Source organism: Enterobacter sp. 18A13 (genome assembly GCF_007035975.1).
GTDB classification, from domain to species: domain Bacteria; phylum Pseudomonadota; class Gammaproteobacteria; order Enterobacterales; family Enterobacteriaceae; genus Enterobacter; species Enterobacter vonholyi.
This window is the reverse complement of the sequence record NZ_AP019634.1, coordinates 3,961,715-3,984,124: the sequence shown is the minus strand read 5'-3', so window position 1 is coordinate 3,984,124 and position 22,410 is coordinate 3,961,715. Positions and strand designations below refer to the sequence as shown.

The 22,410-nt window shown below is 58.0% G+C and carries 21 protein-coding genes; 13 read left to right on the top strand and 8 right to left on the bottom strand.

From position 1 onward, the window contains the following. Nucleotides 1-36: 36 nt before the first annotated feature. The 3 genes from FOY93_RS19190 to tolC form a co-directional block, all read right to left on the bottom strand. Nucleotides 37-1,197, bottom strand: coding sequence for a glutathionylspermidine synthase family protein (locus tag FOY93_RS19190; RefSeq protein ID WP_136195072.1), 1,161 nt, complete (start codon nt 1,195-1,197; stop codon nt 37-39). Nucleotides 1,198-1,199: 2 nt separating this feature from the next. Continuing rightward, the gene (locus tag FOY93_RS19185) at nt 1,200-1,868 is read right to left on the bottom strand and encodes a DUF1190 family protein (RefSeq protein ID WP_048028997.1); all 669 of its coding nucleotides are present in this window, start codon (nt 1,866-1,868) and stop codon (nt 1,200-1,202) included. Between the two features lie 190 nt (nt 1,869-2,058). Beyond that, nucleotides 2,059-3,537 (bottom strand): outer membrane channel protein TolC, encoded by a 1,479-nt coding sequence (gene tolC, locus FOY93_RS19180; RefSeq protein ID WP_111963287.1) that lies wholly within the window; start codon nt 3,535-3,537, stop codon nt 2,059-2,061. A 204-nt stretch (nt 3,538-3,741) separates the two neighbouring features. Here tolC and nudF point away from each other — a divergent pair, with 204 nt between their 5' ends. Genes nudF through parE form a run of 5 tightly spaced genes read left to right on the top strand, consistent with a single transcriptional unit; the run spans nt 3,742 to nt 8,150 of the window. Continuing rightward, entirely contained in the window at nt 3,742-4,374 is a 633-nt protein-coding gene (gene nudF / locus FOY93_RS19175) for an ADP-ribose diphosphatase (RefSeq protein ID WP_008502974.1), read from the top strand. After that, entirely contained in the window at nt 4,371-4,793 is a 423-nt protein-coding gene (locus FOY93_RS19170; protein ID WP_014833293.1) for a DUF1249 family protein, read from the top strand. Before nudF ends, FOY93_RS19170 begins: the two co-directional genes overlap by 4 nt. Nucleotides 4,794-4,820: 27 nt before the next feature. After that, nucleotides 4,821-5,648, top strand: a complete 828-nt coding sequence (gene cpdA / locus FOY93_RS19165; protein ID WP_111963286.1) for a 3',5'-cyclic-AMP phosphodiesterase — start codon at nt 4,821-4,823, stop codon at nt 5,646-5,648. Continuing rightward, nucleotides 5,648-6,229, top strand: coding sequence for an esterase YqiA (gene yqiA / locus FOY93_RS19160; protein ID WP_047173609.1), 582 nt, complete (start codon nt 5,648-5,650; stop codon nt 6,227-6,229). The genes cpdA and yqiA overlap by 1 nt, the downstream gene beginning before the upstream one ends. Nucleotides 6,230-6,257: 28 nt before the next feature. Then, nucleotides 6,258-8,150: a DNA topoisomerase IV subunit B gene (parE, locus tag FOY93_RS19155; protein WP_111963285.1), complete on the top strand. Its 1,893-nt coding sequence runs from the start codon at nt 6,258-6,260 to the stop codon at nt 8,148-8,150. An 83-nt stretch (nt 8,151-8,233) separates the two neighbouring features. Here parE and FOY93_RS19150 read toward each other — a convergent pair whose 3' ends face one another. Beyond that, complete coding sequence (locus FOY93_RS19150; protein WP_143345557.1) at nt 8,234-10,375, bottom strand: TonB-dependent siderophore receptor; 2,142 nt, start codon at nt 10,373-10,375, stop codon at nt 8,234-8,236. Between the two features lie 384 nt (nt 10,376-10,759). Between FOY93_RS19150 and FOY93_RS19145 the strand changes: the two genes are divergently transcribed. From FOY93_RS19145 to FOY93_RS19125, 5 genes are read left to right on the top strand one after another with little or no spacing between them, the layout of a single operon-like run. Then, entirely contained in the window at nt 10,760-11,572 is an 813-nt protein-coding gene (locus tag FOY93_RS19145) for an ABC transporter ATP-binding protein (protein ID WP_136195074.1), read from the top strand. After that, nucleotides 11,569-12,552, top strand: a complete 984-nt coding sequence (locus tag FOY93_RS19140; protein ID WP_136195075.1) for a FecCD family ABC transporter permease — start codon at nt 11,569-11,571, stop codon at nt 12,550-12,552. Before FOY93_RS19145 ends, FOY93_RS19140 begins: the two co-directional genes overlap by 4 nt. Then, the gene (locus FOY93_RS19135) at nt 12,549-13,589 is read left to right on the top strand and encodes a FecCD family ABC transporter permease (RefSeq protein WP_136195076.1); all 1,041 of its coding nucleotides are present in this window, start codon (nt 12,549-12,551) and stop codon (nt 13,587-13,589) included. The genes FOY93_RS19140 and FOY93_RS19135 overlap by 4 nt, the downstream gene beginning before the upstream one ends. Nucleotides 13,590-13,598: 9 nt before the next feature. After that, complete coding sequence (locus tag FOY93_RS19130; protein WP_136195214.1) at nt 13,599-14,549, top strand: iron-siderophore ABC transporter substrate-binding protein; 951 nt, start codon at nt 13,599-13,601, stop codon at nt 14,547-14,549. Further along, entirely contained in the window at nt 14,546-15,433 is an 888-nt protein-coding gene (locus FOY93_RS19125) for a MurR/RpiR family transcriptional regulator (RefSeq protein ID WP_039025548.1), read from the top strand. Before FOY93_RS19130 ends, FOY93_RS19125 begins: the two co-directional genes overlap by 4 nt. An 88-nt stretch (nt 15,434-15,521) precedes the next feature. Here FOY93_RS19125 and FOY93_RS19120 read toward each other — a convergent pair whose 3' ends face one another. From FOY93_RS19120 to qseB, 4 genes are all read right to left on the bottom strand, one after another. Then, nucleotides 15,522-15,836, bottom strand: a complete 315-nt coding sequence (locus FOY93_RS19120) for a putative quinol monooxygenase (RefSeq protein ID WP_032664433.1) — start codon at nt 15,834-15,836, stop codon at nt 15,522-15,524. Nucleotides 15,837-15,867: 31 nt separating this feature from the next. Then, nucleotides 15,868-16,449, bottom strand: a complete 582-nt coding sequence (locus tag FOY93_RS19115; RefSeq protein ID WP_111963279.1) for an NAD(P)H-dependent oxidoreductase — start codon at nt 16,447-16,449, stop codon at nt 15,868-15,870. Nucleotides 16,450-16,553: 104 nt separating this feature from the next. After that, the gene (gene qseC, locus FOY93_RS19110; RefSeq protein WP_045356057.1) at nt 16,554-17,903 is read right to left on the bottom strand and encodes a quorum sensing histidine kinase QseC; all 1,350 of its coding nucleotides are present in this window, start codon (nt 17,901-17,903) and stop codon (nt 16,554-16,556) included. Next, nucleotides 17,900-18,559, bottom strand: a complete 660-nt coding sequence (qseB, locus tag FOY93_RS19105; protein ID WP_136195077.1) for a quorum sensing response regulator transcription factor QseB — start codon at nt 18,557-18,559, stop codon at nt 17,900-17,902. Before qseB ends, qseC begins: the two co-directional genes overlap by 4 nt. A gap of 138 nt (nt 18,560-18,697) precedes the next feature. On the opposite strand from qseB, the gene FOY93_RS19100 reads away from it, so the two are divergent. The 3 genes from FOY93_RS19100 to plsC all read left to right on the top strand — a co-directional run bounded on the left by FOY93_RS19100 (nt 18,698) and on the right by plsC (nt 22,378). Then, complete coding sequence (locus FOY93_RS19100) at nt 18,698-19,099, top strand: YgiW/YdeI family stress tolerance OB fold protein (protein WP_136195078.1); 402 nt, start codon at nt 18,698-18,700, stop codon at nt 19,097-19,099. Nucleotides 19,100-19,217: 118 nt separating this feature from the next. Continuing rightward, on the top strand, nt 19,218-21,476 hold the full coding sequence (gene parC / locus FOY93_RS19095) for a DNA topoisomerase IV subunit A (protein ID WP_045415164.1): 2,259 nt from the start codon (nt 19,218-19,220) through the stop codon (nt 21,474-21,476). A gap of 164 nt (nt 21,477-21,640) precedes the next feature. Further along, nucleotides 21,641-22,378 carry a 1-acylglycerol-3-phosphate O-acyltransferase gene (gene plsC / locus FOY93_RS19090; protein ID WP_045404006.1) on the top strand — a complete coding sequence of 246 codons (738 nt, stop codon included), beginning with the start codon at nt 21,641-21,643 and terminating at the stop codon, nt 22,376-22,378. The last annotated feature ends 32 nt before the right edge of the window (nt 22,379-22,410 follow it).

The window sequence follows — 22,410 nt, the reverse complement described above, 5'->3', positions numbered from 1 at the left end:
GGGAGAGGGCTGGGGTGAGGGCATCAGGCCGCAGTCTTACTCCACAAAAATGTGCGGATAGAACCGCGACAGATCCTGCGTGATCAGCGCGCGATCTTCGCGAATTCCAATTCCGGCAGGCTGATCGTTGATGAGCCAGCTGCCAATCAGCGTATAGCTGTCGCCAAATTTTGGAAGTTGATAGAACTCCTGGACGATCATCCCTTCTTCGCCGTACGGCCCTTCAACCGCTTCCAGCGTCTTGCCGTTTTCGATAATCGACACGTTTGCGCCTTCGCGTGAGAAGATCGGCTTGACGACGTACTTCTCCATTTGCGGGTAATCATCTTCTGCAAAGTACGCCGGCAGCAGGTTCGGATGGTTCGGGAACATCTCCCACAGCATCGGCAGCAGGGCTTTGTTGGAGATAATGCTCTTCCAGGCCGGCTCAAGCCAGCGCACGCCAGCATCTTCCAGCTTGGTGGAGAACATCTCGCGCAGCATGTATTCCCACGGGTAGAGCTTGAACAGGTTGCTGATCACCTGGTCCTGCATGTCCGTGAACTGACCTTTTTCACCCAAGCCGATATCCTCGATATAGAGGAACTCGGTCGCCACCTCCGCTTCAGCGGCGCAATCCTGCAGATACTGAACCGTGCCACGGTCTTCTTCCGTGTCGCGGCAGCAGGCGAGATGCAGCAGGTTGAAGCCAAACTGCTCGCGCAGCTCGGCGAAGCGCTCGATCAGCTTTTCCTGCAGGCTGTTGAACTGGTCGCTGCCTTCCGGCAAGTTTCCGGCATTGGCCTGGTCTTCCAGCCAGATCCACTGAAAGAACGCCGCTTCGTACAGGGACGTTGGGGTATCGGCGTTGTTTTCCAGCAGCTTAGGCTCGCCTTTGCCGTCCCATGCCAGATCCAGGCGAGAGTAAAGCGAAGGCTGATTCGTTTTCCACGACTGGCGGACAAAGCTCCAGGTGTGCTTTGGAATGCGGAACTTTGCCATCAGCTCGTCGCTGTCGATGACTTTTTCCACCACCTTCAGGCACATCTGGTGCAGCTCGGCCGTTACCTCTTCCAGCTTCTCAACCTGGGCCAGCGTGAGCTTGTAATAGGCGTCTTCACACCAGTACGGCTCGCCGTACATGGTGTGGAAGTTAAAACCGTACTCGGTGGCTTTTTCGCGCCAGTCCGGGCGCTCGGTGATACTGACTCTTTCCATGATCAGCCGCCCATTGAGCGAGTAGAGGAGGTGCCTGTCGCGCTGCGCTGCATGCTGGTCTGCTTCGCCACAGACTCACCGAACCCGCCACGGGTGATGGTGCTGGTGGTCGCAGGCTTCGGCGCCATCGCCGTTTTCGGTACGGTCACGGTGCGGCCAGGGGTCGCTGCGCCGTAGCCTTTGCCGCTGGCATCGGTATATTGACCGTAAGCCGGGCTGGCCGGGTTTTTCGAGCTAAACAGCGGCTGCTGCTGGTAACCTGCACCACCGCCCATCAGGCGGCCCATCATGTAGCCTGCCATCAGCGGCATCCAGAAGCTGCCGCTGGACTGCGCCTGCGCCTGATTTTCAGGTGCGGTGCCTGCCTGAGCCGGTGCCTGCTGGCACTGACCTTCACCAAACTCCGCCACGCAGTCTTCGCGTGAGGCATATTTCGGCGCGGTACGTTCCGCTTCTTTCAGCGCGCTGGTGTAAGCCGTTTTACATTCGGCGGCTTTGCCGGTTGCGGCAGAACAGTCGTCCGCGTTTTGATACAGCGAAACCGTTTCGTCATTTTTCTCACAGCCTGCCAGCATAAAGACAGCCGTGACCGCCAGCGCAACAGGGGTGAGGTGACGCGCGTTCCAGCTCTTGCGGAACGACGCGTGATTGATCGTTTTTGTCCGTTTCATCTTTGTCTTCCAGGACCCAGTGGTAATAACGCTCAGGATAGAGGATGAGTGGTTGAAAATGAAGCGAAGAGGGGCGGAATCAGGGGGATCTTTACGTTGACTTACGTTCGGATGTGATTCAGATGCGCCCTCTCCCTGTGGAAGAGGGCTGGAGTGAAGGCATCAGGCCGCAGTGGGCCTGATGACACTCTTAGTTACGGAACGGATTATTGCTCTTGCTGGCAGGCGCTGTGGTTCGCGCGGCAGCAGGCTGTGCAGCAGGGGTAGTGCCGTTAGCGTTGAAGTTATCAACCGCGGCAACCTGCTCCGGGTTCTCCGGTGCAACGCTGTCCGGAGAGGTGGAGACCGGTTTGCCCAACGCGCTGTTCAGCATCTGCAGGTCTTGCTCGTTCAGCGTACCCAGAGCCTGTTTGATGTTCAGCTGGTTAATCAGGTACTGGTAACGCGCGCTGGAGAGCTGCTGTTTCGCGTTGTACAGCGTGGTGGTCGCATCGAGCACGTCCACAATAGTACGTGTACCGACCGAGTAACCTGCTTCCATCGCGTCCAGGGAGCTCTGTGCAGACACAACGGCCTGTTTATAGGCGTTGATGCTGCTGATTGAGGCGTTCACGTTGTTGAAGGAGGAACGCACGGTCTGCACCACGTTGCGGTGGGCGCTTTCCAGCTGCTCGCTCGCGCCAACAAAGTTGTACTGCGCCTGTTTCACCTGGGAGTTGACCTGACCGCCCTGATACAGCGGCAGGGAGAAGCTCAGGCCCACCTTGTTCTGGCCCATATTGCTGTCGTCATACTGGGACGTATTGGTTTTAGAGCCGCTGTAGGTTGTATCAGAGACACCGGTAGACGCGCTCAGGCTCAGGGTTGGCAAATGGCCGTCCTGCGCCTGACGAATTTGCTCGCGGGCCAGGTCCTGGCTCAGACGCGCCTGCAGCAGCGTCAGGTTGCGGTTTTCCGCCTCTTTCAGCAGGGCGTTAACAGCCTGCGGCTTATCCGTTTTGAAGCTGTCGACGTTCAGGGAGGCCAGCTCAGGATAGTAATTGCCGGTGACCTGACGCAGGGATTCCAGCGCGTTGTCGAGGTTGTTACGCGCGGTCACTTCGTTAGCCAGCACGGTGTCGTACTGTGAACGGGCGTTCTGCACGTCGGTGATCGCGACCAGACCCACGTTGAAGCGCTGAGTGGTTTGATCTAACTGACGGTAAATGGCCTGTTTCTGCGCTTCGGTGTAGGAGAGTGCGTCAATCGCGCTCAGCACGTTGAAGTACGCCGTGGCAGTATTCAGGATCAGCGTCTGCTGGTCGGTCTGATAGGTCACATCCTGGATGCCTGCGCTCTTTTCCTGCAGGGTCAGGGCACGCCATTTGGACATATCAAACAGCGTCTGTGTTAATTGCAGTGAGGCGCTGGTAGCATTGGAGTTTACGCCGTTAGCGTCGCGGAAACCGTTGCTGTAGGTATAATCTGCACCTAAACCTAACTGTGGCAGCAAGGGGCTACGAGCTTCGTTAATCTTTTCAAACGCAGCATCACGATCGGCCGCTGATTTACGTAAATCAGGGTTGCCCAGACGTGCCTGCTGGTAGACCTGTAACAGGTTTTCCGCCTGGCTCATTGCACTGAAGCCCGTCAGGCTCAGGCCGATAAGGATGGGGAGCAATTTCTTCATTTGCATTCCTTGTTGTGAAGCAGTATTAGCGCTGATCTAATTAAAAAATAATTGCCGATTCTAACAGAATCATCCACACCAAAAGGTTGGCGTTACGTGCCATCTGGCGGTAATTTGCACCAATCTACCATATAGCCTTACAAACGGCAGCCAAACAGCCTTGAAATTCACAATTTCATCACCATTGCTACCAGGACTCGACTCATGCAAAAACCAGAAAAGTTGCCCGTGACATTCGCCAAAAACGATGTAGAAATTATTGCACGAGAAACGCTTTATAGCGGTTTTTTTTCAATGGATCTTTACCGTTTCAGGCATCGTCTGTTTAACGGGGAAATGAGCGGCGAAATCAGACGCGAAATTTTTGAGCGCGGGCATGCGGCAGTCTTGCTACCCTTTGACCCTGTGCGTGACGAAGTTGTGCTGGTGGAGCAGATCCGCATCGCCGCTTACGACGTCAGTGAGAGCCCGTGGCTGCTGGAAATGGTGGCCGGGATGATCGAAGAGGGTGAGACGGTTGAAGACGTCGCCCGACGCGAGGCGCTGGAAGAGGCCGGGCTGGTGGTGGGCCGCACAAAACCGGTGCTGAGCTATCTGGCAAGCCCGGGAGGTACCAGCGAGCGCTTGTCCATTATGGTGGGTGAAGTGGACGCCACGACGGCGGAAGGGATCCACGGTCTGGCAGATGAAAACGAAGATATTCGGGTTCATGTGGTGAGCCGGGAACAGGCTTATCAGTGGGTAGAAGAGGGGAAAATCGACAACGCAGCGTCTGTCATCGCCCTGCAATGGCTGCAGCTGCATTATCAGACATTACGAAACGAGTGGAAAAAATGAAGCGCTATACGCCTGACTTCCCAGAAATGATGCGCCTGTGCGAAACCAATTTCGCACAATTGCGCCGCCTGCTGCCGAAAAACGACGCACCCGGCGAAACGGTAAGCTATCAGGTGAGCAACGCGCAGTATCGTTTAACGATAACAGAATCAACGCGCTACACTACGCTGGTGGAAATTGAGCAAACGGCACCCAGCATTAGCTACTGGAGCCTGCCGTCAATGACGGTACGCCTCTATCACGACGCGATGGTCGCTGAAGTGTGTTCAAGCCAGCAGATCTTTCGCTTCAAGGCGCGGTATGATTACCCGAATAAAAAGTTGCATCAACGCGACGAAAAGCATCAAATTAACCAGTTTTTAGCCGACTGGCTAAGATATTGTTTAGCACATGGAGCAATGGCGATTCCGGTTTGTTAGCGTCATAAACCTACCTAAGGACACCATTTGGAAAGCCTGTTGAACCTGACTGTTGCTGGTGGGGCGCCAGTCAGGATATTACAAATCACCGATACCCACCTTTTTGCCGAAAAGCATGAAACGCTGCTGGGGGTGAATACCTGGGAGAGTTATCAGGCGGTACTTAGCGCGATTCACGCCGAAAACCGTGCATGCGATCTGATTGTCGCAACGGGCGATCTGGCGCAGGACCAATCTTCCGCGGCCTACCAGCATTTTGCTGAAGGCATCGCGAGCTTTAGCGTGCCTTGCGTCTGGCTGCCAGGAAATCATGACTTCCAGCCCGCTATGTACAGTTCTCTCCAGGATGCGGGTATTTCTCCGGCGAAATGTGTTTTTGCGGGTGACCAGTGGCAGATCCTGCTGCTGGACAGCCAGGTGTTTGGCGTCCCGCACGGTGAGTTAAGCGAGTTTCAGCTCGACTGGCTGGAGACCAAACTGGCTGCTGAACCTGAACGTCACACGCTGCTGTTGCTTCATCATCACCCTCTGCCGGCGGGCTGTAGCTGGCTCGATCAGCACAGTCTGCGCAACTCCGCAGCGTTGGATCGCGTGCTGGCGAAGTTCCCGCGAGTGAAAAACCTGCTGTGTGGACATATTCACCAGGAACAGGATCTCGACTGGAACGGGCGCCGCATGCTGGCGACGCCGTCGACCTGCGTTCAGTTTAAGCCGCACTGCGCCAACTTTACGCTGGATACCATTGCGCCAGGCTGGCGCTGGCTGGAACTGCATGCCGACGGCACGCTGACCACGGAAGTCTGCCGTTTGACCGGTGCAAAATTCCGCCCGGATACCGCTTCAGAAGGCTATTGATGTCTACGCTCCTTTATCTGCACGGATTCAACAGCTCGCCGCGCTCCGCAAAAGCGACACTGTTTCGCCAGTGGCTGAGCGAGCATCACCCCGACGTTGAGATGATTATCCCTCAGCTGCCGCCTTACCCGGCAGAGGCCGCGGAGATGCTGGAATCGATTGTGCTTGCGCACGGCGGCGAAACCTTCGGTGTGGTCGGTTCCTCGCTGGGCGGGTATTACGCCACCTGGCTCTCACAATGCTTCATGCTACCTGCCGTTGTGGTTAATCCGGCGGTTCGGCCATTTGAGTTGCTGAGGGACTTTCTTGGCGAAAACGAGAACCCCTACACCGGGCAGCAATATGTGCTAGAGTCACGCCATATTTACGATCTCAAAGTTATGCAGGTCGACCCGCTTGAGGCGCCGGATCTCATCTGGCTGTTGCAGCAGACGGGTGATGAAGTGCTGGATTACCGCCAGGCAGTGGCGTATTACGCCTCCTGCCGCCAGACTATAGAAGAGGGCGGAAACCATGCTTTCACGGGCTTTGAGAATCATTTCACCCAGATTGTCGATTTTCTTGGACTGCACAGCCACTGACAATCAATGCGAATTGCTAGTTTAAATCATGACGCAAACCTATAACGCTGATGCCATTGAGGTCCTCACCGGGCTTGAGCCGGTTCGCCGCCGCCCGGGGATGTACACCGATACAACGCGCCCAAACCATCTGGGCCAGGAAGTTATTGATAACAGTGTGGACGAAGCGCTGGCGGGCCATGCCAAACGCGTTGACGTTATCCTGCATGCCGATCAGTCGCTGGAAGTCATCGACGACGGGCGCGGCATGCCGGTGGATATCCATCCGGAAGAGGGCGTGCCTGCCGTTGAGCTGATCCTCTGTCGTCTGCACGCGGGCGGTAAGTTCTCCAACAAGAACTACCAGTTCTCCGGCGGCCTGCATGGCGTGGGGATTTCCGTCGTGAACGCCCTGTCCAAGCGCGTGGAAGTAAACGTCCGTCGCGACGGCCAGATTTATAACATCGCGTTTGAAAACGGCGAGAAGGTGCAGGATCTGCAGGTTGTCGGCACGTGCGGCAAACGCAACACCGGCACCAGCGTCCACTTCTGGCCTGACGAAAGCTTCTTCGACAGCCCGCGCTTTTCCGTATCCCGCCTGACGCACCTGCTGAAAGCCAAAGCGGTGCTGTGTCCGGGTGTGGAAATTACCTTTAAGGATAACGTCAACAATACCGAGCAGACCTGGTGCTACGCCGATGGCCTGAACGACTACCTGTGCGAAGCGGTAAACGGCCTGCCGACGCTGCCGGAAAAACCGTTCGTCGGTAACTTTAGCGGCGATACCGAAGCGGTCGACTGGGCGCTGCTGTGGCTGCCGGAAGGCGGCGAACTGCTGACCGAAAGCTACGTCAACCTGATCCCAACCATGCTCGGCGGTACCCACGTCAACGGGCTGCGTCAGGGACTGCTGGACGCGATGCGCGAATTTTGCGAATACCGCAATATCCTGCCGCGCGGCGTGAAGCTGTCGGCGGAAGATATCTGGGACCGCTGCGCCTACGTGCTCTCCGTGAAGATGCAGGATCCGCAGTTTGCCGGTCAGACCAAAGAGCGTCTGTCGTCACGCCAGTGCGCGGCGTTCGTTTCCGGCGTGGTGAAAGATGCGTTTACCCTGTGGCTGAACCAGAACGTTCAGGCAGCAGAGATGCTGGCTGAAATGGCGATTTCCAGCGCCCAGCGTCGTCTGCGTGCCGCGAAGAAAGTGGTGCGTAAAAAGCTGACCAGCGGCCCTGCGCTGCCGGGCAAGCTGGCGGACTGTACCGCGCAGGATCTCAACCGTACCGAGCTATTCCTCGTGGAAGGGGACTCGGCGGGTGGATCGGCCAAGCAGGCTCGCGACCGTGAATACCAGGCGATCATGCCGCTCAAGGGGAAAATCCTGAACACCTGGGAGGTCTCTTCAGACGAAGTGCTGGCCTCGCAGGAAGTCCACGATATCTCGGTGGCGATCGGTATCGATCCGGACAGCGACGATCTGAGCCAGCTGCGCTACGGCAAGATCTGTATCCTCGCGGATGCGGACTCCGATGGTCTGCACATCGCCACGCTGCTATGCGCGCTGTTTGTGAAGCACTTCCGCACGCTGGTTAAAAATGGTCACGTCCACGTGGCGCTGCCGCCGCTTTATCGTATCGACCTCGGCAAAGAGGTTTACTACGCGCTGACGGAAGAAGAAAAAGCGGGCGTGCTGGAACAGCTGAAGCGCAAGAAGGGCAAACCTAACGTTCAGCGCTTTAAAGGGCTGGGCGAGATGAACCCGATGCAGCTGCGCGAAACGACGCTGGATCCGAACACGCGCCGTCTGGTGCAGCTTACGATCAGCGACGAAGACGAACAGCAGACCAACGCCATGATGGATATGCTCCTTGCCAAGAAACGTTCGGAAGACCGTCGTAACTGGCTGCAGGAGAAAGGCGATATGGCGGATATTGAGGCCTGATGCCCTCACCCTAACCCTCTGCCACAGCGAGAGGGAATGGATCGTAAGCCCGGTAAGCGTTAGCGCCACCGGGCTTTTTTACATCAAAACTCCATCTTCACCGTAAACTGCACTTCGCGCGTGTCGCCAATCTGATTACCCAGATTGTTGGTGGCGATAGATGAGGTGTAGTAGGTTTTATCAAACAGGTTCTTCACGTTCACCTGCAGCGTCACCGGATACTGTAGCTTCATCTTGTACGCCGCAAACGCATCCGCCACGAAATAGCCCGGCAGATAATAATCCGCACCGTTGGTTGCGGAACGACGGCTTACGCCGTGCCCGCCGCCGCCCAGCGTCAGGGTATTACCGGCAAACGCATTGTGAATATCGTAGGTCAGGAACAGGGAGCCGGTATGGCGCGGCACGTTCGGCAGCGGTTTGCCCGCGTAGTCCGGATCTTCCAGCACCTTCGCGTCGGTATAGCCATAGCTGGCGATAATATTGGTGTTCTCGGTCAGTGAACCGGCCAGATCCACCTCCACGCCCTGGGAGCGCACGCGGCCCGCCGTTTTGGCGATGGTTTCCCCCCCCACGCTTTCGTTGTACAGCACGTTGCGTTTGTGGATATCAAACAGCGAGATATTGGCGGTAACCCCATCGAACAGGTCGAACTTTGCGCCCACTTCGTAAGCATTCGACGTTTCCGGCGGCAGATCGCCGATGTAGCTCGCAATGGACGACTGCGGCATAAACGTCTGCGAGTAGTTGGCAAACAGCGAGACCGCTGGCGTGAGCTTATAAACCAGCCCCAGCTTCGGCGTCCACTGTTCGTCGCGGCTGTCGGTGTTGACGTTGAACGGGCGGCCTTTCCCCGCGTACTGGGTGTAATACTGGTAGCGCATGCCTGCGACGGCAATCCACTTATCGGTCAGGTACAGCGCGTCTTGCGCATAGGCAGAGTAGCTTTCCTGCTTCAGCGTCTGGTCGCTGTCGGACGCCGACACGGTGGTGCATTTGCCGAGTTTGCCATACGTCGGATGATAGATATTGAAATCCTTAACGTTCTTACAGCGGATCATGTCCGTGCGCAGCAGATCGTAATTCTCATACGACACGCCGGTCAGGATCTCATTGTAAAAGCCCGCGATGTCCACGTTCCCCTGCAGATCCGCGCGCGTCGTGTGCATACGCTGTGTCGAGCCCTGGGTCGCATCCACTCGGCGGGTCAGGTTGCCGGTTTTTGAATCGTAGGCCATCACGCGCGCCTGGTTATCGCTGTATTTATCCTGGCTGTAGCTGTAGTCAAACTTCGCGGTCCACTGGCTGTTGAGGCGATATTCCGCATTGAGCTGAGCGAGATCGGACTGGCCGTCGGTCACGTTAAACGGCTCATCAAAGCGGGTTTTGCGATCGACGTCGACGGCCTTTTTGGTGTTGAGATCGAAGATCGTTCCGCGATCGAACGGCGTTTTATAGTCGCGATGCGAATAGAGCACGGTCACGGTGGCGTCGTCGCCGAACCAGGTGAGGGACGGGGCGATAAAGGTGCTGCGTTCGTTGCCAAAATTACGCCAGTAATCCTCGTCCTGATATTCGCTCGTCAGGCGATACGCCAGGCGCGTGCCGTCAATTGGGCCGGTAACATCGACCTGTCCGGTGCCGCCGCCAAAGCTGGAAGAGGTGGCAGAAATTGAACCGCCGAAGGTCTTCTCAGGGCGTTTGGTGACGACGTTAATCAGGCCGCCCGGATCGAGAATGCCGTACAGCGTGGAGGCCGGGCCTTTCAACACCTCCACGCGCTCGGTTGCGGCATTAAAGCTGCGCGGCAGGACGGTGCGCAGGCCGTTAGTCATGATCGAGCCGTCGCGGTTCGCGCCAAATCCGCGGCGCACGAAGGCATCCTGCGTACCGCCCAGGGTGTTGGTCTGCACCACGTTGCTGACGTTGTACAGAGCTTCATCCAGCGTGGTGGCATTTTGATCCTCCAGCACTTTGTCGCTGACGGTATTGACCACCTGCGGTATATCCAGCATCGGCATGGTGGTTAACGTCGCGGTGGAGGTGTTCAGCGGCTGATAGCCGTTGGTGGCCTCCGCCGCAGTAGTTGGATCGGCGGTGACGGTAAGCGTTTCGCCATCTTTAGCCGCGGTGTTATCTGCTGCCTGAACCAGCGGCGCCATAAACAGCAGGGAAAAGAGCGCGCGCCCTTTTACCCCAGAGAGTGAAGGTGTGAACGTAGCCATTACATCTGTTATCCCGAAATATCCCGCGAATGACGTTTCGCGGCAAACTGTGTGAGTCATTGCCCTTTACGGTCTGTCCGTTAGCCGGAAGTGGCATCGGACATGTAATTGAGAATCATTCAATCATGCGTGAATGTAGTAGTAAATGGAAAAAAGAAAAAATCGACTACAGCGTTTAACCGTGCGTACAAGCGCAGCGGGATAATAATTAAGTCATTGAAATAGATGTTTTTACAAGCCGTCCAGTTTTCACTTTTACTCAGGCTTACCCCTGGTTTTTCCAGGGTGTTTATTCTCTTGACTACTACATGGCTCGGCGTCAAACTCTCAAAAGAGAATGAGTTTTATTTTTATTTGTTGGTTTTTCATTACGTTGGCGTTCACGTGGCTCACAACACACACAAACCGGGTCTGGTTCTGGAGAACCTCTCTGCGGGCTATCAGAAAAAAATCATCGTTGATGATATCTCCCTTGCGATCCCACAGCAGAAAATGACCGTGCTGGTAGGGGCGAACGGCTGTGGGAAATCCACGCTGCTGAGCACCATTGCGCGTTTGCTCCAGCCGCTTGGCGGCGCGGCAGTTCTCGACGGCAAGGCGATCCACGAGCAGCCCACCAAAGCGGTCGCCCGTCAGCTTGGCATTCTCCCGCAGTCGCCGCTGCTGCCGGAAGGGTTAACCGTTTTTGAACTGGTCTCGCGCGGGCGTTTTCCCTGGCAGAACTTTATGCGTCAGTGGAGCGACGAGGACGAGCGGGCGGTGGAAGAGGCCCTGCGCCTGACCGGCACGGCAGAGTTTGCCCATATGCCGGTGGAAAGCTTATCCGGCGGCCAGCGTCAGCGCTGCTGGATCGCCATGGCGCTGGCGCAGCAAACGCCGTATATCCTGCTTGACGAGCCGACGACGTATCTCGATCTCCGCTACCAGGTGGAGATCCTGGAACTGCTGCACGCCCTGACCCGCCAGCACGGGCGTACCGTGGTGGTAGTGCTGCACGATCTCAACTTCGCCGTGAACTACGGTGATTCGCTGGTCTTTTTGCGCCAGGGAAAAGTGGAGGGCGTATTGCACGAGGGCGACGTCTGCACGCCGGAACTGATCAAAGCGGTGTTTGATGTGGACGTGCATATGTCCATCAACCCCTTGACCGGCAAACCGTTCTTTATGCCGTTTCGCCAGAGCCTTGAACAGCCATGATACGCGCTTCTCTGGCCTTCCTGATTTTTATATTGCTGCTGGCGCTGGGTGCGATTACGCATCTTGGCATCGGTGCACGCTTTATCGCCCCGCAGACGGTAGTGGAGGCGTTCATCCACTTCGACCCGCGCAATTTCGACCATAACGTCATTATCAAATTACGACTGCTGCGCCTCTGCGCCGCGATGGTGACGGGTGCCGCGCTCGGCGTGGCGGGCGTGCTGCTGCAGTCTGTGATCCGCAACCCGCTCGGCGAACCGCACATTCTGGGGCTCAACGCCGGGGCTGCGCTGGCAGTGGTGAGCGTCAGCGCGCTTGGCCTGTCGCTGCCGTTTGGTCGCCCGCTGATTGCCGCCGTCGGTGCCGCCGCGCTGTTTCTGCTGGTGCTGATGTTCTCCTCGTCCGGTCGTACCGGGCTCACGCCGATGAAGGTCACCCTGTGCGGCGTGGCGATGTCGGCGTTTGCCTCGTCGATTACCGCCGCGGTGTTAATCCTGGATGAACAGACGCTGCTCTCTCTGCGCACCTGGCTGGCAGGTGATATCGCCGGAGTCAACGCGCAGATGCTCCAGAGTGCCCTGTGGGCTGCAGCCGCTGGTTTTGTTCTTGCTATCGGGCTGTCGCCCTCGCTCAACATGCTGGCGCTGGGCGACAGAATGGCGCAGGGGCTTGGCGTGTCCCTGCTGAAAACCCGCCTGCTCGCCCTGCTGGCCATCGCGCTACTCTGCGGCGCGGCCGTCTCTATCGCCGGACCGATTGGCTTTATCGGCCTGGTCGTGCCGCAGCTCATCCGCCGTCTGGTGTCGGTCGATTTGCGCGTGATGGTGCCGCTGTCGGCCCTGTGCGGCGCGCTGGTGCTGCTGCTGGCGGATATCGCCGCCCGCACGCTGTTTACCCCCTGGGAGCTGGCAACCGGCATCATGACGGCCCTGGTCGGCGCGCCCGTATTCATCTTTATGGCGTCGAGGATGTTCAAATGAACCGGGCCGGATTCCGCGCGATCCGAATTGGCCGTATATCGGCGCTGGTTCGCCCGAAAGCGCTGGCGTACCTGTCGCTTTTCGTGCTGGCGGCGCTAAGCCTGCTGGGCTTTGGCCTGACGCACGGTTCTCTGCCCATTCCAACCTCCGCCATCGGGCGCGCGCTGTTTTCGCCTGAAAGTCTGACGGCGGAGACGCGTTACGTCGTGATGGATATCCGCCTGCCGCGCCTGATGATGGCGGTGCTGTGCGGCGCGATGCTCGGCATGGCGGGGGCGGCGATGCAGTCCATCACCCGCAACGGTCTGGCTGACCCGGGGCTTATCGGCGTGAAGGAGGGCTGTAGCGCGGCGGTACTGCTGCTGATTTTTCAGTTCCCGGCGCTGAGCCTGGCCTGGCGTCCGCTGGTCGGCATGGCCGGTGGGCTGCTTACCGCGCTGCTGGTGATCGTCCTGGCGCGCGATATCTCGCGCCCGCGGTTCATCCTGATCGGCATCGGCGTGTCGTGGGCGTTTGCCGCGGCGATGGGCGTCTTTATGACCACCGCCGACGTGCGTGACGTACAGACGGCGATGCTGTGGCTGGCGGGAAGCCTGCATGCGGCAAACTGGACGCTGGTAGGCCTGGCTGCGCTCTGGGCCGCCCCCGCGTTTGCGCTGCTGCTGTTTACCGCCCGGGCCGCGGACGTGGCGTTGCTCGGCAATCAGGCCGCTACGGGCCTTGGCGTGCGCACAACCCGGCTGGCGCTGCTGCGGGTTCTCGCTCCGGTGGTGCTGACGGCGGCCTGCGTCTCCTGCGTGGGCAGCATTGGCTTCGTGGGGCTGATTGCCCCGCACATGGCGCGCCTGCTGCTGCGCGGCGGGCAAACCGCGCTCCTGACGGGAAGCGCCGTGCTGGGGGCGCTGCTGGTGCTGCTGGCGGATAACGTCGGCCGTCTGGCATTCCTCCCGCTGCAGCTGCCGGCGGGAATTGTGATTTCATTGATTGGCGGACCGTTTTTCCTGCTGCTGCTCTGGCAGCGTCGGGACAGATTTTAGGGGACTATGATGCGCGTACTGTTTTCGATGCTGTTGCTGGTGGGGTTCGCGGTGAGCGCGGCGGAGCCGACGCAGGTCTTTACCGACGATTTGGGACGCAAGGTGGTTGTGCCGGTTCATCCGAAGCGGATTGTTTCCTTACACGATCTGGATATCACCATTCCGCTGATTGAGCTTGGCGTGCCGCCGGTGGCGAGCCATGGCCGCACGCGGCCGGACGACAGCCACTTTCTGCGCTCCAGCGGCATGTTAACCGGCGTCGACTTCGATAATTCCGATATCAAATTTATCGGCACGGCCGATATCGACATCGAAGCCATCGCCGCCGCAAAACCTGACCTGATCGTTACCGAGCCGACCCGCAACACCCCGGTGGAACAGCTGGCGAAAATTGCCCCGACGGTGAGCATCGATCATCTCGACGGCGGCGCGCCGGAAATCTACCGCAAGCTGGCGCAGCTCACGGGCACGCAGGCAAGGCTAAACATTCTGGAACGCCGCTATCAGGAACAAATCAAGGCGCTGAAGGCGACCATCGACACGCGCAAAATCACCGTGTCGGTGATTCAGGCTAATCAGGGGAAAATCAACGCTATGCACAGCTACCACTCGCTGGGCCGCGTGCTGCGCGACGCAGGATTCAAGTTCCCGCCGCTGATTGAGTCCATCCCGGAAGGGGGACGGATTGACGTCAGCGCCGAGCGCCTGCCGGAGCTGGATGGCGATTTCGTCTTCGCCACCTGGCGCGGGGATACGGGCGGTAAACCGCAGGACGAGCTGGCGGCGATGGATGCGGTCATGCCGGGCTGGTGTCAGTTCCTCAATGCCTGCCGAACCGGGCATTACGTGCTGATCTCGCGTGAAGAGGCGATCTCGAATTCGTTCGCGTCTTTAGGGCTGATGGTCGCGCAGGTGCAGTCTCAGATTGCCGGGCGACCGCTGCCGGAGGCGTCACGGTGATCCGCAAAGAGAAAGGGCGCGTGGATGTCTATGGCGACCGTTTTCGCGCGCGGGCGCATCAGCTGACGCCGCGTCTGCTGCAGGTTGCACGCTATATTCATGACAATCGCGAAGCGGTGATGGAACAGACCGCCATGGAGATTGCTGCCGTAGTGAAAACCTCCGATGCCACGGTGGTCCGCGCCATCCAGGCGCTGGGTTTCGCCGGGCTGCGCGATCTCAAGCAAACGCTTGAGCAGTGGTTTGGTCCGGTGGTCACCTCCAGCGAAAAGATGTCCACTACGGTGAACACGCTTGCCAGCGACGTCAACGCGAGCATTGATTTTGTGCTGGAGGGGCATCAACACACCTGCGAGGTGTTGTCCGAGCCCCACAACCGATACGCGATGGCCCAGGCGGTCTCTCTGCTGGCGCAGGCGAGGCAGGTTGCCATATTTGGCATTGGGGCATCCGGTATTCTGGCCGAGTATACCGCCAGGCTGTTCAGCCGCATGGGGTTACCCGCCACGCCGCTTAACCGTACCGGAATAGGGCTTGCCGAGCAGCTGATTGCGCTTCAGCGCGGCGACGTGCTGGTGATGATGGCGCAGAAGTCCGCGCACCGGGAGGGGCAAACCACCCTGCGTGAAGCAAAACGTCTGGGCATTCCAACGATCCTGCTGACCAACGCCCTTGATTCGCGTTTCAGCAAGGAGGCCAGCGTGGTGATCCACGTTCCGCGCGGCGGCGAAAAGGGCAAAATCCCGCTCCACGGCACGGTGCTGCTCTGTCTGGAGATGATTATTTTATCCGTAGCCTCCACCGAGCCGCAGCGCACTATCAAGTCGATGAAGCGCATCAACGAGCTACATCGCGGGTTAAAACCGGGGAAGAAAAGCAGCTAAAAACAACAAAGCCCGGTTGCGCTGACGCTCACCGGGCCTGGACCTGTTCTCCCTCTCCCGTCAGGAGAGGGCTGGGGTGAGGGAAAACTTAAACCCCTTGCTCCAGAATACGGATGTGGGTTTCCAGCACGTCACCCTTCACCGCGTCACTCCACGCTTTCATGTGCGTGGTCTGCAGGTGTGCTTCGAGGTGCGCGACGGTTTCCCACTGCTCAACCATGATGATCGAGTCCGGCGCGGTCGCCTGGAAGCTGGCATCAGTGGCGGCATCCACCATCGGCGCGTAGCCGTGGCAGCCTTCTTCTTTCAGTACGGTCGGGATAATTTTCGCGAACTGATCCAGCACCGCCTGACGGTGATGTTGACCTGGACGAGTACGGATTTCTGCGATAACGGTAAGCATGTTTACTACTCCTTTAATTCCAGGCTACCAGTTAAGCAAAAATTTCCGCGAGATGCTTGCGATATTCTGCGATATAGCTCGGGACATCAGGCATTTTAATCACGTCGTTGACGATAAACGTCGGCAGAGGATCCATGCCCAGGAACTGGTTAGCCTTGTGGAACGGCAGGTACGCGCCGTCAACGCCCACGCCTTCGAAGAACTGATCTTTCTCGGTGAAGGCTTCCAGCGGGGCGTTCCAGGTCAGAGAGAGCATATATTTTTTGCCCTGAATCATACCGCCTGACCCGTATTTTTTGGACGCGTCAGAGCGGGTGCGGCCATCGCTGGCATACAGTGAGCCATGACCTTCGGTGAACACGTCGTCCATGTATTTTTTTACGGTCCACGGCGCGCCCATCCACCAGCCTGGCATCTGCCAGATCACCACGTCAGCCCACAGGAAGTTCTGTACTTCGGCCTTCACGTCATAATTGCTGTCCGCGCGTACGACCTTAACATCATGCCCGGCGTCGCGCAGGAAACCGTCCGCGACCTCGGTCAGGGTGTCATTCAGCTGGCCTTTAGAGTGCGCAAATTCTTTTGCACCGTTGATAATCAGGATATTGCTCATTATTTGTCCTCGATGATGAGAGTATGGCCAGTATTCTACGCGCGAGGACGGTGCGGTAAAATGAGCAAAATGTGCAAAGTCTTTTGCATTAAACGCAATAATCTCTACCAGCTGACCTTCACTTCAAAACCGCCTTCAGGCGCATTGCTCAGCGAAACGCGCATCCCGTGCAGGGTGGCGATGCGTTTTACAATGGATAACCCCAGCCCGCTGCCCGTGGCATCCTGACCCGGCGGACGATAAAAGCGCTCGCCGACGCGCGCCAGCGCGTCAGGTGAAATGCCAGGGCCGTTGTCGCGCACGGTAAAGCCACGCGCGTCCAGCGTCACGTCCACCACGCTGCCACGCGGACTGTAGCGAATCGCGTTATCCAGCAGGTTGCGCACCAGCAGGCTCATGAGGAGCTGCTGGCCCGTGCGTGTAACCTCTGGTGCATGGATGTTCAGGCGAAGATCAATGCCCGCCTGCTGCGCCGGATGCCAGATATCCAGCACGGCTGACTGCAGCAAGTCGGCAAGGGGAATCGGTTCGACATCGTCAAGGTTATCCAGCGAGTCCAGGCGCGACAGCGTGAGGAGTTGATCCACCAGCCGGGAGGCGCGGTCGATACCCGCATGTAACTGCGAAAGGGCTTTGGACTGCGCCTCGGGATCGTCCTGATACAGCTGCGCCACGTCAGTTTGCACCTTCAGGGCCGCCAGCGGGCTGCGCAGCTCGTGGGCGGCATCGGACGTAAAGCGGCGCTCGCGGGTCATCATCTCCTGGGTGCGCGCGAAGAGATGATTCAGCGCGTCGAGCAGGGGGCGCACTTCCGTAGGAAGGCCCTCCGTCGGCAGTTTATCGGTGGCATCCGGCGAGCGGGAGCGCAGGGTCTGCGCCAGCTTTTTCAGCGGCTTCAGCTCCCGACTCAGGAGGACGATCAGCAGCAGCAACATCACGGGCAGCGCCACCAGCCAGGGGGTCAGCTGCGAGCTGACCACGTCCAGCGCCATCTCCTGGCGGTACTCCCACTCCTGGCCGACCACCACGCGGTATTTTCCGTCAGGTGAGGTTAGCCATAAAAAACGCCACTCGTCGTTGTCGCCCTGCAGCTGCCCGTTATCGAACCCGTCGCGGCGATAGTGGTACGGAATATCGCGTCCGTTTTCACCGTCGTTGAGGAGCATTTTGCCGTCGACGGCGTAAATGGCGAAAGCCAGCGCGTCGTCGTCCAGACGACCGTGCTTCACTTTTTTCGGGATCTCGCGCATGCGTTCGGGGGCGCGGATCTCGTCCAGATCCATCGTCAGCAGCCGTTTAGCAAACAGCATCTGCTGGGTGTCGAAGAGCTTATCCAGCTTGTGGGTGGTCTGCTGCCAGGCGACCAGGCTGGCGGCAAACCAGGCCGTCAGAGAGAGCAGCAGGAAGAGAAGCGTCAGGCGCAGCTTCAGGCTCAGGCGTTGCGTCAGCTTCATGCGTCACCCAGGGTATAGCCGATGCCGTGCACGGTGCGGATAAACTCGCTGCCAAGCTTGCGGCGCAGGTGATGAACGTGGACTTCTACCGCGTTGCTGGAGACGTCGTCATCCCAGGTATACAGTTTTTCCTCAATCGTCTTGCGAGGGAGCACGCGGCCTGCATTGCGCATCAGCAGTTCCAGCAGCGCGAACTCTTTCGGCTTCAGCGTCAGCGGTTCACCGTCCAGCGTGGCGACGAGACGGGTCGGATCGAGCGTGACCTTGCCGTGGCGTAGCTCGCTATGCGTCTGGCCGTGACTGCGGCGGACCAGCGCCTCGAGGCGGGCGCCGACTTCAATCAGCGCGAACGGCTTGCAGAGATAATCATCCGCGCCAAGACGCAGCCCTTCCACGCGCTGGTTGAGCGCATCCCGCGCGGTCAGGATCAATACCGGCTCGCTGCGCCCGCTTTCGCGCCACGCGCGCAGGATGTCCAGACCGTCGATTTCCGGCAGCGTCAGATCCAGCACCACGGCATCATAGGGCGCAGAAGCAAGCGCGGCATGACCGGTTTTACCGTCGGTAAACCAGTCCACGCTAAAGCCCATTTTGCTTAAACCCGCCCTGATACCGTCGCCGATTAACGTGTCGTCTTCTACCAGTAAAATGCGCATGTTCCCTCCTTGATGCCGTCAGTAAACCCTCTGCAAGCGCCTGCTGTACAGCAATAATAAATAAATTTTTCCCTTAAGAAGTTGTTAAGGATTACCCTGTTTAATGGACTGCGAAACCAGATTAAAGGGAGAGTTAATATGAAAAAATTCGCTGCCATTGCCGCCATCATGATGATGACCACTGCCCCCGTTTTTGCCGCGCAGGGCGGATTTAACGGCCCGTCGGCCACGCAAACCCAGACCCAGACGCAGACGGGAGGTTTTGTTGATAACGACGCTAACCACACCACCGCGGTGAAGGTGAAAGAGATGAAGGACGACAGCTGGGTGAAGCTGCGTGGGAACATTACCCAGCGCCTGTCCGATGACCGCTACACCTTCCGCGATGAGACCGGCACGGTCAACGTGGAGATTGACCACAAGCGCTGGAACGGCGTGACCGTCACTCCGCAGGATAAAGTTGAACTGCAGGGTAAAGTCGATAAAGACTGGAACGAGTTTGAAATCGACGTGAAGCAGGTCATTAAGCTGAACAAATAACCCGGAAAGGGCCGCATAAGCGGCCCTTTTTCTTTGTGACTCAACTCGTCAGATAGGGTAGTATCTGCGGCAATATTGCCTGAAACCCTTCGGTTTCTGAGTTGAGGAATCACACGTAATGAGCGATATGGCAGAGCGCCTCGCGCTACATGAATTCACGGAAAACGCATACCTGAACTATTCCATGTACGTCATCATGGACAGGGCGTTGCCGTTTATCGGGGATGGCCTGAAGCCCGTTCAGCGCCGCATCGTGTATGCGATGTCCGAACTGGGGCTGAACGCCACCGCCAAGTTCAAGAAATCCGCCCGTACCGTCGGTGACGTACTGGGTAAATACCATCCGCACGGCGACAGCGCCTGTTATGAAGCGATGGTGCTGATGGCCCAGCCGTTCTCTTACCGCTACCCGCTGGTGGATGGTCAGGGGAACTGGGGGGCGCCGGACGATCCGAAATCCTTCGCGGCGATGCGTTATACCGAATCCCGCCTCTCTAAATATGCCGAAGTGCTGCTGGGCGAGCTGGGGCAGGGGACCGTTGACTGGGTACCGAACTTCGACGGTACGCTGCAGGAGCCGAAGATGCTGCCTGCGCGTCTGCCGAACATCCTGCTGAATGGCACCACCGGGATTGCGGTCGGTATGGCGACGGACATTCCGCCGCACAACCTGCGTGAAGTGGCGAAAGCCGCCATTACCCTGATCGAGCAGCCTAAAGCCTCGCTCGACGATCTGCTGGATATCGTGCAGGGGCCAGATTTCCCAACCGAAGCTGAGATCATCACCTCTCGCGCGGAAATTCGCAAAATCTACCAGAACGGGCGCGGCTCCGTGCGCATGCGCGCGGTGTGGAATAAAGAGGACGGCGCCGTGGTGATCACCGCGCTGCCGCATCAGGTTTCCGGCGCCAAAGTGCTGGAGCAGATCGCCTCCCAGATGCGCAATAAAAAGCTGCCGATGGTCGACGACCTGCGCGATGAATCGGACCACGAGAACCCGACCCGTCTGGTGATCGTGCCGCGCTCCAACCGCGTGGACATGGAGCAGGTGATGAACCACCTGTTTGCCACCACCGATCTGGAAAAAAGCTACCGCATCAACCTGAACATGATCGGCCTCGACGGACGCCCGGCGGTGAAAAACCTGCTGGAGATCCTCACCGAATGGCTGACGTTCCGCCGCGATACGGTACGCCGTCGTCTGAACCATCGTCTCGAGAAAGTGCTTAAGCGCCTGCATATCCTTGAAGGTTTGCTGGTGGCGTTCCTCAATATCGACGAGGTGATTGAGATCATCCGCACCGAGGACGAGCCGAAGCCCGCCCTGATGTCGCGCTTTGGCATCAGCGAAACCCAGGCCGAAGCGATCCTCGAGCTGAAGCTGCGCCATCTCGCCAAACTGGAAGAGATGAAGATCCGCGGCGAGCAGAACGAGCTTGAAAAAGAGCGCGATCAGCTGCAGGCGATCCTCGCTTCCGAACGCAAGATGAATAACCTGCTGAAAAAAGAGCTGCAGGCCGATGCCGATGCCTTCGGTGACGACCGTCGTTCTCCGCTGCACGAGCGCGAAGAAGCGAAGGCGATGAACGAGCACGACATGCAGCCGTCCGAGCCTGTGACTATTGTCCTGTCGCAGAGCGGCTGGGTACGCAGCGCCAAAGGCCACGATATCGACGCGCCGGGGCTCAGCTATAAAGCGGGCGACAGCTTCAAAGCGGCGGTGAAAGGCAAGAGCAACCAGCCGGTGGCGTTTATCGACTCCACCGGTCGCAGCTACGCCATTGACCCGATCACGCTGCCTTCCGCGCGCGGGCAGGGCGAGCCGCTAACCGGCAAGCTGACGCTGCCGCCGGGCGCGACGGTTGACCATATGCTGATGGAAGCCGATGACCAGAAGCTGCTGCTGGCGTCCGATGCGGGCTACGGCTTTATCTGTACCTTCAACGATCTGGTTTCCCGCAACCGTGCCGGTAAGGCGCTGATTAGCCTGCCGGACAACGCTCACGTGATGGCACCGCTGGTGATTGAGAACGAAAGCGACATGCTGCTGGCGATCACTACCGCCGGACGTATGCTGATGTTCCCGGTCAGCGATCTGCCGGAGCTGTCAAAAGGCAAGGGCAACAAGATCATCAACATCCCGTCGGCGGAGGCCGCGAAAGGCGAAGATGGCCTGGCGCACCTCTTCCTTCTGCCGCCGCAGAGCACGCTGACCATTCACGTCGGCAAGCGCAAAATCAAGCTTCGTCCGGAAGAGCTGCAGAAGGTGGTGGGTGAGCGCGGTCGCCGCGGCTCGCTGATGCGCGGTCTGCAGCGTATCGATCGCGTGGAGATTGACTCTCCTGCACGCAGCGCTGCGGGCGACAGCGAAGAGTAATGTCGTGATATCCCCCCTCTGTCCGGAGGGGGAATTTCAATAAAATTTCCCGTAAAATCGTTGTTAATTCGTGCGTTGCGATTAACAATACGCGCTCGTAATAAAGTCCTTACCTGGCCACAGGTGAAGTATAATTGTCAGCTGTTGGGGCTTCAGAGGTCGCTATGCTATATATTGTTCGTCTTATTCTTACCGTCATCTACTGTATTCTGGTCTGTATTTTCGGCTCTATTTATTGCCTGTTCAGCCCGCGTAATCCGAAGCATGTCGCCACCTTTGGCCATATGTTCGGGCGCCTTGCTCCGCTGTTTGGCCTGAAGGTTGAAAAACGTCTGCCGGAAGGGGCGGAGAATTTCGGTAACGCCATCTATATTGCCAACCATCAGAACAACTACGATATGGTGACGGCCTCTAATATCGTGCTTCCACCGACCGTGACGGTGGGCAAAAAAAGCCTGCTGTGGATCCCTTTTTTTGGTCAGCTGTACTGGCTTACCGGTAACCTGCTGATTGACCGTAATAACCGTGCAAAAGCGCACAGCACCATTGCGGAAGTGGTGAATCATTTTAAAAAGCGCAAAATCTCAATCTGGATGTTCCCGGAAGGAACGCGCAGCCGTGGTCGCGGCCTGCTGCCGTTTAAAACCGGTGCGTTTCATGCTGCAATTGCGGCAGGTGTTCCAATTATTCCCGTGTGCGTTTCCAATACTTCGAATAAGATTAATCTTAACCGCCTGAATAATGGGCTGGTGATTGTCGAAATGCTGCCACCTGTCGATACCAGCAAATACGGTAAAGATCAGGTGCGCGAATTGGCAGCACACTGCCGTGAGCTAATGGCTCAGCATATTGCGCAGCTCGACAAAGAAGTCGCAGAGAGAGAAGCCGCCGGTAAGATTTAACCCGGCGTTGAAGGGAAAACGAATTCCCGCGT

Excerpts from the sequence above, each read along its gene's own strand:
- FOY93_RS19170 (WP_014833293.1), top strand. The coding sequence starts at position 4,371 with ATGAAGCGCTATACGCCTGACTTCCCAGAAATGATGCGCCTGTGCGAA.
- qseB (WP_136195077.1), bottom strand. The coding sequence starts at position 18,559 with ATGCGCATTTTACTGGTAGAAGACGACACGTTAATCGGCGACGGTATC.
- FOY93_RS19140 (WP_136195075.1), top strand. The coding sequence starts at position 11,569 with ATGATACGCGCTTCTCTGGCCTTCCTGATTTTTATATTGCTGCTGGCG.
- FOY93_RS19115 (WP_111963279.1), bottom strand. The coding sequence starts at position 16,449 with ATGAGCAATATCCTGATTATCAACGGTGCAAAAGAATTTGCGCACTCT.
- FOY93_RS19120 (WP_032664433.1), bottom strand. The coding sequence starts at position 15,836 with ATGCTTACCGTTATCGCAGAAATCCGTACTCGTCCAGGTCAACATCAC.
- FOY93_RS19190 (WP_136195072.1), bottom strand. The coding sequence starts at position 1,197 with ATGGAAAGAGTCAGTATCACCGAGCGCCCGGACTGGCGCGAAAAAGCC.
- yqiA (WP_047173609.1), top strand. The coding sequence starts at position 5,648 with ATGTCTACGCTCCTTTATCTGCACGGATTCAACAGCTCGCCGCGCTCC.
- parC (WP_045415164.1), top strand. The coding sequence starts at position 19,218 with ATGAGCGATATGGCAGAGCGCCTCGCGCTACATGAATTCACGGAAAAC.
- plsC (WP_045404006.1), top strand. The coding sequence starts at position 21,641 with ATGCTATATATTGTTCGTCTTATTCTTACCGTCATCTACTGTATTCTG.
- FOY93_RS19100 (WP_136195078.1), top strand. The coding sequence starts at position 18,698 with ATGAAAAAATTCGCTGCCATTGCCGCCATCATGATGATGACCACTGCC.
- FOY93_RS19130 (WP_136195214.1), top strand. The coding sequence starts at position 13,599 with ATGCGCGTACTGTTTTCGATGCTGTTGCTGGTGGGGTTCGCGGTGAGC.
- parE (WP_111963285.1), top strand. The coding sequence starts at position 6,258 with ATGACGCAAACCTATAACGCTGATGCCATTGAGGTCCTCACCGGGCTT.
- tolC (WP_111963287.1), bottom strand. The coding sequence starts at position 3,537 with ATGAAGAAATTGCTCCCCATCCTTATCGGCCTGAGCCTGACGGGCTTC.
- FOY93_RS19135 (WP_136195076.1), top strand. The coding sequence starts at position 12,549 with ATGAACCGGGCCGGATTCCGCGCGATCCGAATTGGCCGTATATCGGCG.
- FOY93_RS19185 (WP_048028997.1), bottom strand. The coding sequence starts at position 1,868 with ATGAAACGGACAAAAACGATCAATCACGCGTCGTTCCGCAAGAGCTGG.
- nudF (WP_008502974.1), top strand. The coding sequence starts at position 3,742 with ATGCAAAAACCAGAAAAGTTGCCCGTGACATTCGCCAAAAACGATGTA.
- FOY93_RS19150 (WP_143345557.1), bottom strand. The coding sequence starts at position 10,375 with ATGGCTACGTTCACACCTTCACTCTCTGGGGTAAAAGGGCGCGCGCTC.
- qseC (WP_045356057.1), bottom strand. The coding sequence starts at position 17,903 with ATGAAGCTGACGCAACGCCTGAGCCTGAAGCTGCGCCTGACGCTTCTC.